Source organism: Bacillus alveayuensis (assembly GCA_030812955.1).
GTDB classification, from domain to species: domain Bacteria; phylum Bacillota; class Bacilli; order Bacillales; family Aeribacillaceae; genus Bacillus_CB; species Bacillus_CB alveayuensis.
The window spans coordinates 17,925-33,569 of record JAUSTR010000023.1 but is presented as its reverse complement, the minus strand read 5'-3'; the positions used below and the strand labels follow the sequence as shown (position 1 = coordinate 33,569).

The 15,645-nt window shown below is 35.9% G+C and carries 15 protein-coding genes and 1 pseudogene; 7 read left to right on the top strand and 9 right to left on the bottom strand.

Features of this window, described 5'->3' with window-relative positions; all coding sequences use genetic code 11:
• Window positions 1-54: 54 nt before the first annotated feature.
• From J2S06_RS14345 to J2S06_RS14330, 4 genes are all read right to left on the bottom strand, one after another.
• Window positions 55-516, bottom strand: coding sequence for a hypothetical protein (locus J2S06_RS14345; RefSeq protein ID WP_419152732.1), 462 nt, complete (start codon window positions 514-516; stop codon window positions 55-57).
• Window positions 509-1,216 (bottom strand): response regulator transcription factor, encoded by a 708-nt coding sequence (locus J2S06_RS14340; protein WP_419152731.1) that lies wholly within the window; start codon window positions 1,214-1,216, stop codon window positions 509-511. Before J2S06_RS14340 ends, J2S06_RS14345 begins: the two co-directional genes overlap by 8 nt.
• Window positions 1,217-1,496: 280 nt before the next feature.
• On the bottom strand, window positions 1,497-2,960 hold the full coding sequence (locus tag J2S06_RS14335; protein ID WP_419152734.1) for a protein adenylyltransferase SelO: 1,464 nt from the start codon (window positions 2,958-2,960) through the stop codon (window positions 1,497-1,499).
• A 315-nt stretch (window positions 2,961-3,275) separates the two neighbouring features.
• Window positions 3,276-3,476, bottom strand: a complete 201-nt coding sequence (locus tag J2S06_RS14330) for a hypothetical protein (RefSeq protein WP_419152730.1) — start codon at window positions 3,474-3,476, stop codon at window positions 3,276-3,278.
• A gap of 460 nt (window positions 3,477-3,936) precedes the next feature.
• Between J2S06_RS14330 and J2S06_RS14325 the strand changes: the two are divergent.
• From J2S06_RS14325 to J2S06_RS14310, 4 genes and pseudogenes are all read left to right on the top strand, one after another.
• Window positions 3,937-4,125: pseudogene (locus tag J2S06_RS14325) on the top strand (IS701 family transposase); the annotation flags it as partial.
• A gap of 211 nt (window positions 4,126-4,336) precedes the next feature.
• Entirely contained in the window at window positions 4,337-5,647 is a 1,311-nt protein-coding gene (locus J2S06_RS14320) for an alkaline phosphatase family protein (protein WP_419152729.1), read from the top strand.
• An 85-nt stretch (window positions 5,648-5,732) separates the two neighbouring features.
• Window positions 5,733-7,019: an MFS transporter gene (locus tag J2S06_RS14315; RefSeq protein ID WP_419152728.1), complete on the top strand. Its 1,287-nt coding sequence runs from the start codon at window positions 5,733-5,735 to the stop codon at window positions 7,017-7,019.
• A gap of 167 nt (window positions 7,020-7,186) precedes the next feature.
• Entirely contained in the window at window positions 7,187-8,719 is a 1,533-nt protein-coding gene (locus J2S06_RS14310; protein ID WP_419152727.1) for an AbgT family transporter, read from the top strand.
• A gap of 327 nt (window positions 8,720-9,046) precedes the next feature.
• Here J2S06_RS14310 and J2S06_RS14305 read toward each other — a convergent pair whose 3' ends face one another.
• The 3 genes from J2S06_RS14305 to J2S06_RS14295 are packed head-to-tail and all read right to left on the bottom strand — an operon-like array spanning window position 9,047 to window position 11,414.
• Window positions 9,047-9,703, bottom strand: coding sequence for a TetR/AcrR family transcriptional regulator (locus J2S06_RS14305; protein ID WP_419152726.1), 657 nt, complete (start codon window positions 9,701-9,703; stop codon window positions 9,047-9,049).
• Between the two features lie 23 nt (window positions 9,704-9,726).
• Entirely contained in the window at window positions 9,727-10,524 is a 798-nt protein-coding gene (locus J2S06_RS14300) for an ABC transporter permease subunit (protein WP_419152725.1), read from the bottom strand.
• A 14-nt stretch (window positions 10,525-10,538) separates the two neighbouring features.
• A complete protein-coding gene (locus tag J2S06_RS14295) occupies window positions 10,539-11,414 on the bottom strand; it encodes an ABC transporter ATP-binding protein (protein ID WP_419152724.1) in 876 nt (291 codons plus the stop codon).
• Window positions 11,415-11,731: 317 nt separating this feature from the next.
• On the opposite strand from J2S06_RS14295, the gene J2S06_RS14290 reads away from it, so the two are divergent.
• Window positions 11,732-12,046, top strand: a complete 315-nt coding sequence (locus J2S06_RS14290; protein ID WP_419152723.1) for a hypothetical protein — start codon at window positions 11,732-11,734, stop codon at window positions 12,044-12,046.
• Window positions 12,047-12,179: 133 nt separating this feature from the next.
• On the opposite strand, the gene J2S06_RS14285 is transcribed toward J2S06_RS14290, so the two are convergent.
• The gene (locus J2S06_RS14285; RefSeq protein WP_419152722.1) at window positions 12,180-12,665 is read right to left on the bottom strand and encodes a macro domain-containing protein; all 486 of its coding nucleotides are present in this window, start codon (window positions 12,663-12,665) and stop codon (window positions 12,180-12,182) included.
• Between the two features lie 244 nt (window positions 12,666-12,909).
• Here J2S06_RS14285 and J2S06_RS14280 point away from each other — a divergent pair, with 244 nt between their 5' ends.
• Together J2S06_RS14280 and J2S06_RS14275 are read left to right on the top strand one after the other, a co-directional pair.
• Window positions 12,910-13,632 carry an NAD-dependent deacylase gene (locus J2S06_RS14280; protein ID WP_419152721.1) on the top strand — a complete coding sequence of 241 codons (723 nt, stop codon included), beginning with the start codon at window positions 12,910-12,912 and terminating at the stop codon, window positions 13,630-13,632.
• Window positions 13,633-13,636: 4 nt separating this feature from the next.
• Complete coding sequence (locus J2S06_RS14275; protein WP_419152720.1) at window positions 13,637-14,512, top strand: fructosamine kinase family protein; 876 nt, start codon at window positions 13,637-13,639, stop codon at window positions 14,510-14,512.
• Window positions 14,513-14,927: 415 nt separating this feature from the next.
• On the opposite strand, the gene J2S06_RS14270 is transcribed toward J2S06_RS14275, so the two are convergent.
• Window positions 14,928-15,194 carry a nucleotidyltransferase substrate binding protein gene (locus tag J2S06_RS14270; protein ID WP_419152719.1) on the bottom strand — a complete coding sequence of 89 codons (267 nt, stop codon included), beginning with the start codon at window positions 15,192-15,194 and terminating at the stop codon, window positions 14,928-14,930.
• Window positions 15,195-15,645 lie beyond the last annotated feature (451 nt).

Below are 15,645 nucleotides of genomic sequence, written 5' to 3'. Positions count from 1 at the left end.
GACGAATTTTTTCAGTGTCAAGTGAATATGAGATACCCAAAGAAACCTATCAAATCAAGGATTAATCATAAATTTTTCACTGCGAAAGTTGAGTTCTTTATTAATTATTAGCTCAATTACGGAAACGGGTGTTTTTAAATGGTGCATCCAATGGGATAAAAAATAGATTCTCTCTTTATTTCGCTCTTTTAGTTCATGATATTTGCCAGTTTGTTCTCGGATGATTTTATTTAACAGTTGCTGAAACAATTTCTGTTCCTCTGTATGTGGATGGAATTCTATAAATTGATTCCTTAACATATGCTCGACCGCCCGATTTGCTTCATGATAGCGGAAAAAATCAATTATTAGGAAAATCGTTAATAAACATAACCCTATGGAAAAAGGATAGAAAAACTCATCGTTTGCCGGTTCATTAAGATGAAAAAAAGTGATGATGCAGATCATATTTGCCAGATAAAATCCGATAAAAAGGAACCTGTCTTTGAAAAATCTTACTAAAATTTGTTTAAGCATGGTTATCCCTCATAGCACTAGTGTAATCGAATATATATCCTACCCCTCTTTTACTTTTAATCACACGACTATACCCCAGTTCTGAAAGTATATTTCTGATTCTACTTATATTTACAGTTAGTGTATTATCATCTACAAATGTAACCGAATCCCATACTTCCTCAATGAGCTCCTCTCTCGATACAAAAGTGCCGTTGTTATCCATTAATTTTTTCAAAAGCTTGTACTCGTTCTTGCTTAATTCAACTTTTTTCTCATGGCAGCATAAAGTAAGAGTGTTGCCATCAATACATAACGGACCAACACAAGTTTTTATCGTTTCTTTGTGAGCGTACTCCCCGTATACTCTTCTTAATGCAGCTTTGATTTTAGAATGAAGTAATTCAAAGGTAAAGGGCTTTGTAATATAATCGTCTGCTCCAAGTTCGATCGCCATAATCTGATCCATTTCTTGACTGCGGGCAGAGATGACAAGGATTGGAACATGAGAATCTTTGCGAAAACTTCTGCACAAAAAAAACCCGTCATAATAAGGTAAGTTAATATCCAACAATACTAAAACGGGTTTTAGACTATTAAATTCCTCTACAATATTAGAAAAATTCATAGGTTGATGCACAACATACCCGTAGCACTCTAAATATTCCTTAATAAGTGTGCTTAACTGTGTATCATCTTCAATAAGTAAGAGATTGTACATAGTTATACTCCTTTTTTACTATTGACCTAGATACTAGGGTCTTTCTCTAAACTTATTTAGTACGAAATGGTTTCGAGGGAAGTTAAAATATAAGAGAATGTTTTTCTTTATTATAATAACATTTTAGTTTAATGGTTTAATTGATTTTCAAGAATGTTATGAAAAACTCAACTTTCACAGAGTGAAATCGGCCAATCAGCTTGATGATTTATACACGTATTATAAAATGAGAGCCCTATCAAGGACTCCCATTTATGACTTCTTATTACAAAGGCTCATGTCACGTCCCACAAAACGTCCGGTATGGCTCACATGATGGTGGTGGGAGTTCCGTGTATTCTTCTTGATCTTTCGTGTATGCGTAAGGGTCAGAAAGAACATGAAGGAACTTCTCCATGACACTGTAGTCACCTTTTTCGACTGCCGCTTCTAGTGCTTCTTCAACACGGTAGTTTCGTGGAATGATGGCTGGATTATTTTTACACATACGTTCTTGAACGGTTTCTTCTGATTCGGGCTGCTTCTTTAGTCTTTCTTTCCAATTCTCGTGCCACTCTTTAAATGTATTGGTGTTAAATAGTTCCATCCCTTCATACTGACCCAATGTCAAGGCGCGGAAAGTATTCGTGTAATCTGCTTCATATTTTTGCATCATCTTCAGAAGATCTTTAATTAATATTTCATCCTGATCTTCTTCATTACTAATGCCAAGCTTAGCTCTCATTCCTTCAAGCCAATGGTGATAATACAGTTTTGAAAATTGGGTAATGGCCTCTTTTGCCATTTCGATTGCCTGATCTTCATCTTCATGTAATAGTGGTATTAAGCTTTCTGCCAATCTTGCCAAGTTCCAGCTTCCTATATATGGTTGATTTCCATAAGCATATCGACCATGATAATCAATGGAACTGAATACTGTTTCGTAATGAAACGTATCCATGAATGCACAAGGTCCATAATCAATGGTTTCTCCACTGATGGTCATATTGTCTGTATTCATAACCCCATGAACAAAACCGACTAATTGCCACTTGGCAATCAGTTCTGCCTGTCGTTTCATTACTTCTTCAAGCAAGAAAAGATAACGATTCCCTGCCTCCACAAAGTTTGGAAAATGTCGTTCTAAAGCATAGTCTGCTAGGGCTTGTAATTCTTCAAGCGTTCCCCACTGCGAGGCATATTGAAAAGTTCCAACACGCAAATGACTGGATGCGACGCGCGTTAAAATCGATCCAGGAAGCTCCTTTTCACGTATTATCGTCTCACCTGTTGTCACAACAGCAAGGCTTCGTGTCGTTGGGATTTGTAGGGCATGCATCGCTTCACTAATGATGTATTCTCGTAGCATCGGACCTAATGCAGCACGCCCATCTCCTCCACGTGAATATGGGGTTTTTCCTGACCCTTTCAGCTGAATATCAAACCGCTCACCATTTGGAGTGATTTGCTCACCTAATAGGATGGCTCTTCCATCTCCAAGCATAGTAAAATGACCGAATTGATGGCCTGCATAGGCTTGGGCTAGCGGTGTTGCTTCTTCTGGAATACGATTTCCGGCAAATACTTCTACTCCCTCTTCGCTTTCCAATACTTCTTCGTCTAAACCGAGAGATTTAGCCAATGCATGATTGAGTATAACCAATTCCGGTGCTTTTACAGGTGTAGGATTAAGCTTACTAAAAAAACGATCCGGTAGACGTGCGTAACTATTATCAAAATTCCATCCTGCTTTCAATATGGTCATCTCCTCTGTGACAAACTTTGTCAACTTTTTAACTTTCATATCATTAACAAATGAGCGAAAAACCTAATCATCATCATATAAATACTTCAATGGAACATATCTTTTACTTTTAGTTATTATTAATAATTATCTACAAAGAATGCTCAAAAAATATCTTCTGTAAGATCTTTTTAGAGCCAGCTCTGGAAAAGTGGATTTTATCCAAAAATGTTATATGTTTAAGTTTGTTTTAATAATTCGTCTCACAACTTTCCAAAAACCATTTTCAACCTTTATTATTTGATGTTTTTCATGAATCTCATTAGTAACATGTTTTTATGTGAATCCTTGATATTTCAAATAAACTTTTGAAGAATCAATTGTGGCACCTTTCAACACCCATGCTGTGGGTCCCAATAGTTTACCATTTGTCAGATAAAACACTGAACCATCATTACAAGTAATTAAATCCAACGTTTGAGGAATATACTTGTTAATATCAAAAAATTCTTCAAAAACATTATTATTAATTACCATTTTTTCATTTCACCTAATTTTAGATTTATTCTCAATAAATTTTAAAAAATAAATGTAGATGAGCAAATTCCCTAACATAAATTTACATCCAAACAAAAAAGGAGAGAGGAATCCAACTCCTTGGTTAGAATAGATGTGCTACCAACTACCTACAAGGAGTTTCATGTCTCATGAGTAGATTAGCACATCATCAAGGAATCCACAAATTTTTCACAACGTTTGGTCATTTCTCTTGTTTCCTATCTTATTTATGTCCTTCATTAGTCCTATGAAGGACCTTTCTTATGTTTTCTATCTTCATTATGTCCTTCATTAATCCAATGAAGGACACTTCTTATGCTTTCTATCTTATTTTTGTCCTTCAAAAGCCTCATGACGGACATTCATCATCTACATTTGCTTCTTTTTGGACTTCATCTCCCCCTGAAGCTATGGATTCCGTGTTCGCGAACGTCAAGTAATGAAACGGTATTGGATTTTTGTACAACTTGCTTATGTGTATAGTATGTTCGAATCCAACAGCAATTTTTCGGATGTGCTCGATCTCCTGCGTAAGAGAAAAGGACATAGCCTCGTGGAGTTCATTTACCATGCGGTGAAACAAAATATTCCCATTGATTCTGTGAAAAAACAGCTCCACGTGACATAAGGGGTAACCTGTTTGTTTTTTTATTTGTAATTATTGTAATCAGAATTGCTCAACTACAGTTAGGAACTAAAAATATATTGCATAAATACTTAATCTCTCGCATTCTATAATAGTTCTTCTTTAAACTTTTCTCTATCCATGTCCATATATCTGTTATATGATTAAAGTATAGATAATGTTTAAAAGCTCTAATTATCATTCTTTGGAGGTTATGATGAAACGGCTTACAGACCATTTGATTGTGATTTCGTTTGATTGTCTTTCCTCTTTAGACTTTCCAATGTTAAAGGAACTTCCTCATTTTAATGAACTTCTAGAGAACGGATCTTACTGTGAAAATGTCGAAACGATTTATCCTTCTCTTACCTATCCTTGTCACACGTCGATTGTTACAGGTAACTTTCCAAATCGCCACGGTGTTATCAATAACACATTTCTTCAGCCTGGTATGCACTCCCCAGATTGGTATTGGCACCGCAAAAATATTAAAGGTACAACTCTTTATGATGAAGCAAAAAAACAAGGAATGAAAACGGCCGCATTATTATGGCCTGTCACAGCTAGAGCGAAAATCGATTATCATATGCCCGAAATTTTTGCAAACCGTCCTTGGCACCATCAAATCCCAGTATCTTTATGGAATGGTAGCTTTTTTTACCAACTCGAAATGAATGTTCGTTTTGGCCACATTCGAAAAGGATTAAGTCAGCCAGAGCTTGATGATTTTGTCCTGGAATCGACGGTTCATACGATGAAAACAAAAAAGCCAGATTTATTACTTGTTCATTTTGTTGACTTAGATACACAGAGGCATTATCACGGTTTTTCTTCAAAGGAAGCCGCTTCTGCTATTTTACGTCACGACAATAGGCTAGGTCGCATAATCGATGCATTAAAGGAAACTGGTATTTATGAAAAATCAACGATTGTGGCGCTTGGAGACCATAGTCAACTCGATCATTCCAAAGCCATTAAGCCAAATGTCTTACTGAAAGAGCGTGGACTTATTTACGTTAATCCAAAAGGAAAAGTAATAGATTGGAAGGCTTATTGTAAAAGCTGTGATGGATCCGCTTATATTTATGTAAAAGATGAGACCGATTCAGAAACTAAAAGAATGGTTCAAGAGCTTTTTGACTATGTAGTTCAAGATGAAAATAACGGAATCAAGCGGGTAATTTCAGGTGAAGAAGCTTTTCAAATGGGTGCTGATGGGAATGCATTTCTCATGATTGAAGCGCAAAAAGGCTATTATTTCAAAGAATATTTTGATGGTGAATACATCGATAACATTACGGCAAATGATGTGAAAGAAAGACGCTATACGTTTGCGAGCCACGGGTACTCTCCTAAAAAAGATGATTACCAAACGGTTTTTATGGCTACCGGTAAAGGAATTCGCCCCAATGTCGTCATCCCATCAATGCGTCTTGTTGATGAGGGACCAACGTTTGCGCGTTTACTTGGTCTTGAATTAGGGAAAACGGATGGAAAGATTATCGAGGAATTATTAAAAATGTAAAAAATACGTAAAATTTTCCTATTATTCATTTTGTAAACTGCTTTTTTAGTAAAATGAAAGTACAGTTTACAAGGGAGGTCGTCTCATGAAAGGTTTTTCGAAAGAGGAAAAGAGTTGGATTTTCTATGATTGGGCAAACTCTGCTTACTCGATTATTATCACAACCGCTGTACTCCCTTTATTTTATAAAGCGGCCGCTACAAATGCTGGGGTGAGTGCCGCTAACTCTACGGCTTATTTAGGCTATACAATAGCGATTGCTACGTTTATATTAGCGATGATAAGCCCTATTTTAGGAACAATCGCTGACTATCAAGGCTATAAGAAAAAATTCTTTACTTTTTTCTTTATTTTAGGAGTTTCAGCAACTGGATTACTAGCTTTTATTCCAAGTGATCAATGGCTCCTTTTACTCATGTGTTATACCATTGCGACTGTCGGATCAGCTGGTGCGAATGTGTTTTATGATGCCTTTCTTGTTGATGTTTCCGATGAAAAACGTATGAATCGAGTTTCAGCCTTTGGCTTTGGATTAGGTTATATCGGAAGTACGATTCCTTTTATCATCAGTATCGCGATTATCATTTTGTCTCAAATTGAATTATTGCCGTTCTCAACCACCATTGCTAGTAAAATCGCCTTTCTCATCACTGCTTTATGGTGGCTTTTATTCACGATACCACTTTTGAAAAATGTTCATCAATTTCACTATATTGAACGTGAAGCAATACTAGTCGTTAATAGCTTTAAACGTCTTGGTAAAACGATAATAGAAATTAAAAAATACCGTCCTCTCTTTTTATTCTTACTCGCCTATTTCTTCTATATTGATGGAGTTGGAACGATTATTTCGATGTCTACAGCGTATGGTACTGATTTAGGAATTGGATCGACAGACCTCTTAATCATTTTATTTGTAACGCAAGTTGTGGCTGCTCCTTTTGCTATTTTATATGGAAGATTAGCGGAGAAATTTACGGAAAAGAACATGCTTTATGTAGGAATTATCATTTATATTATCGTATGTATTTATGCTTATTTCTTAGAAACAACCATTGACTTCTGGATTTTAGCTATGCTTGTCGCTTCATCACAGGGTGGGATTCAAGCATTGAGTCGATCTTATTATGCAAAACTCGTGCCAAAGAAAAATGCCAATGAATTTTTTGGTTTTTATAATATTTTTGGAAAGTTTGCTTCCATAATGGGGCCGCTCTTAGTTGGTTTTACTGCTCAAATGACTGGAAATTCGAAAATGGGTGTTTTTAGCTTAGTCATATTATTTATTGTTGGAATTATGGCTCTTCTATTTGTACCAAAACCAAATGAAATTTCTCTAAAAGAGGTAGCTGAAGTAGGAAAAGGTCTTTAACTTATCATCCCCTAAATTACTTCTTTTGTTATGAATTATTTTAAAATAATTAAAAAATGCTCTTTTCTGTATTTTTTCGTAAACCTTTTTATTTTTATCTTTTTCATTATAATTTTTACTAGTATTTTTTTATTTTTAAAATAATTTTTGAAAAAAGGAGGAGCAAAATGACTGAAGGCAGGAAAGCCACAAAGAATGCTTTTGTCATGCGCTCATTAGATTGGATTGAGCGTATTGGAAATAAACTTCCACATCCAATCACATTATTTTTCATTTGTGCAGGATTCGTCGTTCTATCTTCTGCCATATTATCGATGTTAGGAGTTTCAGTAGAGGATCCAACTTCTGAAACAGGAAAACTTGAAGTGTTTAATCTATTAAGTAAAGAAGGAATACAGTATATGTTTGAAAGTGCCGTTTCAAACTTTACTGATTTCCATCCATTAGGAACTGTATTAGTAACGATGCTAGGGATTGGTCTTGCAGAACGTTCTGGACTCATTAGTACAGCGTTAAGAGCTCTTGTAACATCTGTACCGAAACAGTTAATTACAGCTGCACTTGTCTTTGGCGGTGTGATGTCCAGTATGGCCGCTGATGCAGGCTATGTTGTGTTAACTCCTTTAGGGGCTGTCTTATTTGCTGGTCTTGGACGTCATCCGTTAGCGGGCTTAGCTGCGGCATTTGCCGGTGTTTCTGGAGGGTTTAGTGCAAACCTTCTGTTAACGTCCTTAGACCCACTCTTAGGAGGACTAACGATTGAATCAGCCAAAATTATCGATCCAGCATATGCAGAACAAATGAACTATGCGATGAACTACTATTTTATGATCGTTTCGGTTTTCATATTGACGATTGTTGGGACACTTGTAACAGAAAAAATTATTGAACCTCGTTTAGGTAAATATGAAGGCGGCTTGAAAGAAGATGTCGAGTACTTAAATCCAATTGAAAAGAAAGGGTTATGGGCGGCATTTATTTCAATCATCATTACTTCTGTATTCTTAGTGATGTTAGCTATACCAGGGTTTGGACCACTTGGAGGAGACGGGAAGTTTATTGACTCTCCGTTTTTAAAAAATTTAGTTCCAGTATTATTAATTTTCTTTTTTATCCCTGGACTTGTATATGGCATAGTCACAAAGAAAGTTAAAAGTGATAAAGATGTAGCGAATCAATTAGGAGATACGATGGCGACAATGGGAATGTACATTGTATTAGCTTTTGCTGCTGGTCAATTTGTCGCTTACTTTAACCATACAAATATCGGGAAAATTTTAGCCATAGCCGGTGCTGACTTTTTAGAAAACATTGGATTAACTGGGATTCCTTTGGTGATTGCGTTCATGGTTGTCACTGGGTTTATTAACTTATTTATCGGAAGCGCATCTGCAAAATGGGCGATTATGGCACCTGTATTCGTTCCGATCATGATGAATTTTGGCTATTCGCCTGAATTTACGCAAACGTTATACCGCATTGCGGATTCAACGACGAATATTATTTCACCATTAATGCCATATTTCGCTATTGTGATCGCTTTTGCTCAAAAGTATGATAAACGAGTAGGGATTGGAACATTAGTATCGACAATGCTCCCTTATACCATTGCCTTTTCCATAGTGTGGGTGATCGTTTTAATCCTCTGGATGTTATTAGGTCTACCCCTTGGGCCGAATGCTCCGATCTATTATCAATGATCATATAAAAAACTGCACCAATTCAGGTGCAGTTTTTTATATGGGAGAAAATATTGCATGAAATATTGCAAGTTACTTTTCCAAAAGAAAAAAAAGAATATCGTGCGGATAATCGATGGCTTTCCTAGACGCACTCTTGTGTCACTAGTTATGAGGCGAAACGAGTTATAATGATAATGACTTATGCAACTTGTATTTATAAAATAAATAAGGATAAACTGCTAGAATGTAATCGTTTCATTCATTCTTTTTTGTTTTCGAGCAACTTCTTCTACTACTACAAATATATAAAAATCCCGCAGCTACTTGCCGCGGGGACAAGGAGATTTATTCTTGTTTATAAATTCCATACTTCACAATCTTCAGATAATCATTTAGTTCTCTTATCAAAGGCTCCGTATGATCTTTGAGATCAAATTGCTTATTTTTGTATAGAACAAAATATTTATTAGATAGCTGTTCAACGATAAACATCGTCATGCGGATAACGGTATCAACCGAAATATCATCTCTTAGTTTTTCCGTGTGGATAAGATCTTTAATATAAACATGCTCCAGCATGAAATCTTCTTGATAAGTTTCGTTGTGTTTCTTTATTATTTCTTCCATTTCCTTCTTTACCGCCACAGGTGGATTTGTAAAGGCATCTGCGATAAACTGAGTTTCTTGGAAATATAGAGCCGTTACTCGTTGTTTTGCCAGTACGATTTCTTGAATCCTTTCAAAAAAATCATCAGATTGAATTTTCCTTAACTCATCCATTGTTTTTTCCGTTAAAAGATCCTTCACATAATTCACTAAATAAAGGTATAGGTTTTTCTTGCTCTTAAAATAATGGAAAAGGATCCCTTTGGAAATTCCAGCCCGACTCGTTATGACATCTGTAGAGGCTTTTTCATAACCATTTTTCACAAATTCGTCAATGGACACTTTGATTATCAGGTCTTTTTTTTCTTGTGGCTGCTTTTCAAAAGCTGAATACAATTGCAACACCTCTTATTTTTATATCACACTGCCAAATCTTTCTTTCTGTATACAATATAAGAAGTTATAATACTAATTAAAATGACGGAAGCCATAATAAAGATATAGAGGGACTTAAGCTCGTTATCTTGAATAATTTGGGCAGCATCCACATATTTAAACGGACTAAAATATTTAAGGAATTCTAAGTCTTCCGATATCCCTGCCAATACATTCATAAAGTAGGCAGCTAGGACAATCCCAAGTGAGATGGGAAGGATGCTTCTCGTTTTTCTCAAGATTGATGACAACATAAATGAAATCGCAGCAAATGTCAAATGAAGCAAAATTGTTGCAACGATCAGTAAACTAAATGGCTCTGTCGGAACATCAGGGTCTTTTTCAAATTGAAATCCAATTAAGCTTGCAATCGTCGAAACCCCATTCAAAATCAATACATTTACGAAAACGGCTAAAAGCTTTTCTGTTACAATTTGGCTTCTTGTAATGGGCTTTGAAAGCAAAAATTCTATCGTTTTTTCATTTTCTTCCTTTGCCAAGATATTAGACGCAAGAATGGCTGCGTAAATACTTCCTAAAAGGGTTGTCATTATATAGATTTCGACGCCGTAAAAACCAAGCAAGTCTCCCATGTTTAATTGATTCATGCCAAACGCTTTTTTAATTGAATCCGGATAAACCTCAAGCAGCTTTTCCATCGATTTTTGCTGCTCTGCAAATTGAGGAAAAATACTTAATGTCAATAAAATAAGACCAGTGAGTACGATGCTCCATATGATCAATGATTTTAAATTTCGCTTAAACTCTCTTTTGAAAATCATTTTTGATCCCTCTCTCACTTTTCATAATAATGAATAAATATTTCTTCGAGAGTCGGCTCTTCGATTAATAGATCCTGAACCGGCAAGGTATTTATTTGATTTAGAAGGTCCTTCATTTTCCCGCTGTAAAGCAGCGTCATTTCGTTGCCGTTTATTTCTTTTTTGACAATCCCCTCTAGATAGAAATCAATTCGATCTGATTGTTCAAATGTTATGGTAATATTTTTCAAATTGTTCTTCGTTAGATTTTCAATCGTTTCTACTTTTACAAGCTCCCCTTCTTTAATAATGGCGACCCGATCACACATCTTTTGCACTTCAGAAAGAATATGGGAAGAGAAAATAATGGTTGTACCGTTCTCTCTTTCCTCTGTTAGAAGCTCGAAGAAGATGTTTTGCATTAGTGGATCGAGTCCGCTAGTCGGCTCATCCAATATAAGGAGTTTAGGCTCATGCAAAAGCGCCTGGACAATTCCAACCTTTTTTCGGTTTCCAAATGAAAGATCCTCAATTTTTCGATTAAGGTCTAGATTAAGCCGTTCCGCCAAGTCATTCATTCTTTTTGCATCAAATTTTTTATAGAAGTGAGCTGAGTATTTTAATAAATCGATTACCTTCATATCATCGTAATAATGGATCTCAGACGGCAAATAGCCCACGTGTTGTCTAATTTCTTTTGAGTGTTTGACAATATCCTTTCCAAAAATTGTTGCACTTCCGCTAGTCGGATAAATGAAATTTAAAAGCGTTCGAATCGTTGTACTTTTTCCTGCTCCATTTGGACCGATAAAACCAAAAATTTCCCCTTCTTCAATGGAAAATGTAAGGTTTACAATTCCCCGATTCTTTTTATAACTCTTAGTCAAATTTTTAAGATCAACAATTTTCATACTTTCCCTCCTTTGGGACGGATCATAATAGTTGACTGATCAGTCAATACCATTATATAGAAAATTCGACTCATAAGTCAACATATTTTTAAAAAAGGCTGCTTAGGTGAAAGTAAAAAGTATTTTTGAGATAAATTTGACTTCTTTTTTTAGAGGAATAAAGAGGAAAATCAATAGTTTGAAAAGAAATGATATGTTTACGATAATCGGCTTTTTCTCCTATTTTTTTATCGTATTCCGTCGAATTAGAACGTGCTAAGCACATGTTTTGATGTTATAATGATAGCGAATTATAAAATGAAGAAAGGGGCATACCCATGTCAAATATTTCAAATGAAATGATTTTACAAGCAATTAAAGAACTGGCAGATCAGCTAAAAAATCATACAAAAGAAACGAATCTTCGCTTCGAACAAATCGACCGTCGTTTTGAGCAAATTGATCATCGTTTTGAACAAATTGATCAACAGCTTGTACAAATTAATCAACGATTTGAGAAAGTCGAAAAAAAGATCGAGCAGATGGACAAACAAATCACGGATGTAGCAAACGGTCAAAAAATTCTCGTGGAAGAATTGTTTGATAACAAAAAAGAAATGAAACGAGTTAAAAATGTCCTGAACATGTTTTAAACGTTTTCTGTTAATTGAACAATAACCCGATTTGCTGTCCAAGGGATCATAAGCAAAACAAGTAACAAATGCTTAGTTTTGATTTTTTCACAACAACCGAAAATATCTTCTTTAATCTTCAATTCTATGCACATCAGCATTTATTAAAACTTTGAATAAATTCTTGATCGATATCCACGACTAGAAATTCAATGTCATTCACCGGCTCTAAAATTTCTTTATAAATCACAGCAACTTGTTCTTTATTTAATTTTCCTACTCCGGTTCCTAAAGCTGGGAGTGCTACCTTATGAATCCCGTTTTCTTGGCAGTAGAGAACTAAATGTTGCAAGCACTTTTTGACAATATCATAAGAGGTTTTCCCAGCAGGTTCTTTCATTGTCACTAAATGAATAATCCCTTTGAATGGAAGGGCTCCTGCATTTGTGACATAAAGGTTGCCAGGCATTGGATTTTGTTCTTTGCAAACGCTGATTGCTTCTTCTTCAATTTCTCGACCGCCCGCTTTTCGAATCGCAGCGGCTACTCCCCCTCCCATCGGACCGATTCCATTTGCTGCGTTACAAATATAAGAAACATTTTGAAGTGTAGTAATATCCCCATTTACAACCTTTATCATATCTTTCACTCCTCATCCACGATCATTCATTTTTTTATTATACTACAAATTCCATATGTTTTTTCCAAAATTCTACAACTTCCTAATGGCCAGCGAAGTATCCATGGAAAGTAATATTTGTCATCGGTGAAACTTCTCTTTTGCTTCAATAGATTTCACAACATCCAATTGGTTCATGAACAGACCTATGTTATTCTATAAAAAATCCCCATTCACTTTGGAAACACGTGAGGAAGGTGGAAACATGTTAACGAAATGGTTAAAGGTGTCTCAATATACGGTGGTGCTAACAGGAGCTGGCATGTCTACAGAAAGCGGACTTCCTGATTTTCGTTCGGCTAAGGCTGGACTATGGAGCAAGAAAAATCCTCAACAGCTAGCAAGTACATTTGCACTTAAGCACAATCGGGACGATTTTATTTCCTTTTATCAGTATCGGATTCGTACGCTTCACGAATGCAAACCGCATCTAGGACATATGATTCTAGCGAAGTGGCAAAAACGAGGAATCGTTCAAAACATCGTTACGCAAAATGTAGACGGATTTCACAAGCAAGCAGGAAGTGAAAACGTGATCGAGCTTCACGGATCGTTAAGAACGATACATTGTCAACGTTGTCATCAAGTGTACGATAGCGATTTATACATACATGAACAATTTCATTGTACGTGTGGCGGTTTTTTGCGGCCATCCGTTGTCTTATTTGGGGAATCGCTGCCAACCGATGCGATCGAGCAAGCATGGTCAGTAGCACAAAAAGCGGAATTGTTGATCGTTTTAGGCTCTTCATTACAAGTATCTCCTGCCAATCAGCTGCCGCTTTTGGCAAAACGAAATGGTTCCAAGTTCGTCATAATCAATATGGAACCGACGGAATTGGATGAATGGGCAGATGTCGTTATTCATCACCGAAAAATTGGTGATGTTTTAAGGGAAATAGATGAACAATTAAAAGTGGAGGAATGAAAACATGGACATTGTAGCCACTTTACCAAAAGTGCTGAACGAAATTGGTGACGATACAGCTATCATCGATTGCAAACGCATAACTGGGGGAGATATAAATTCAGCATACTATGTAAAAAGTGAAAAGCGGCCGTATTTTGTCAAAGTAAACGAAAACAACCCTCCGCGCTTTTTCAAAAGTGAAGCCGTTGGTCTTGAATTGCTTCAAAAAACGAATGTCGTGAAAGTTCCAAAAGTCTATTACGTCATGGAAGAAAAAAGCGGGGCATATGGCTTGTTGCTGCTTGAATGGATTGAAGGAGAAAAAACAAACCAAACATCAATGTGGCTTGGACAAGCAGTTGCTAAACTCCACCAATGTTATGGGCAGCATTTTGGTTTAGCACATGACAATTATATCGGTCGGCTGCCACAAGCAAATGGATTATATGAAAATTGGATAGATTATTTTGTAAACTGCCGCCTCCTCCCCCAAATTCAATTAGCCGAACAGCAAAGTAAAATGCCAATAGTCCGACGACAAAAACTAGATAAATTGTTAGTTTCCCTAGACCGCTGGCTTCCGAAGCTATGTCGCCCTTCTTTACTGCATGGCGACCTTTGGGGAGGGAATTGGATCGTCGGTGATAAAGGAATCCCTTACCTTATTGATCCGTCTGTGTTTTATGGCCATTATGAATTTGAAATCGCCTTTACAGAATTATTTGGTGGATTTCCACCATTATTTTATGATGCCTATAATGATATTCAACCGCTATCACCAGAATATAAGGAAAGAAAAGAACTATATCAATTATATTATTTGCTTGTTCATCTCAATTTGTTTGGAGAAGCTTACGGTTTTTCCATCGACCGAATTTTGCAAAAGTATGTCGGCTAACGCCCCTTCGAACCACTTTGACTGAAATTCAAAAAAGAGTAGTTTAGAGGAAAAATCAAGATACTAACAAAAGAGAGTCCATTGATTTATTTAGAAATACGGACTCTCTTTTTCTCATATTCTAACATCCTTTGACATACTTCGGGGTATACTAGGTGCTTATTCTAATTTGGTAACAGTTTTCCTATTTTGAATAAAACAGGGATAAAACTTAATAATGCCCCTCCTACTATGAGTATTGATAAAGTTAATTCTTTAAATGTTAATTCGTTCCTTTGAAAAAATTGATAAAGAATGAAACTGTTAATAGGAATATTTAATAAAATACCTGTTAAAAGTCCTGGAGCATATCTTTTTAATACGATTCAAATACTTTTTTATTAATTCCATACATCGCTATCAATCATTTCTTCTTTTATTTTTTTAGCAACGCTTCGATTTGATGAAAATATTCATTTACGATTTTATTTTTTAATTCCTCATAATCTTCTTGGTTATACACATGTGTAGTTGCATTTCGCGAACTCAACATATCGTTCCATACATCAATATTTTCAATCCACCCTTCCTTAAAAGCTTGACGATAACATTCCCGCGGACTTTTTAGTTCAGGTCCGGATGACTTAAAAATTTTTGATAAAAGCTTCCAAAGTTGATCTTCTAAAATCTCATATTTTTTCACAATCGAATCCCTAAACACTTCTTCATTTATTCGTCTTCATTTGTCAATTGTTGAGATGCGAAATCACATTTTTTAAGTGCAGCAATAGACGAAATGCGTTATGATACGACAACATGATCGATTCTTTGTATTTGTCAAACCAATCACCTATTTCCAATCTTCCGCCTTTCTCTTAAATAATAACATATTCAAGCTACGGCTTCATCTGATGATTGCAAACAAGGCATACGTTTAACTTGATATGGTTGTTAATAAAAAGAATCCCTTGGAATTCATGATGCAGATTCCAGAAAATGTGTTCTTAATCTGTGTGAAAACGGTCAGTTTCGTTCAGGTATAGCGGGTAGTTGAGGATTATGAAGATCGTGGATGGCGGAAGTTTACTGTATTCCAATCCATGGACAAAGTTTAGGGTGTGACAGTGCACAGTCCTACTCTTTTTTCTATGAAT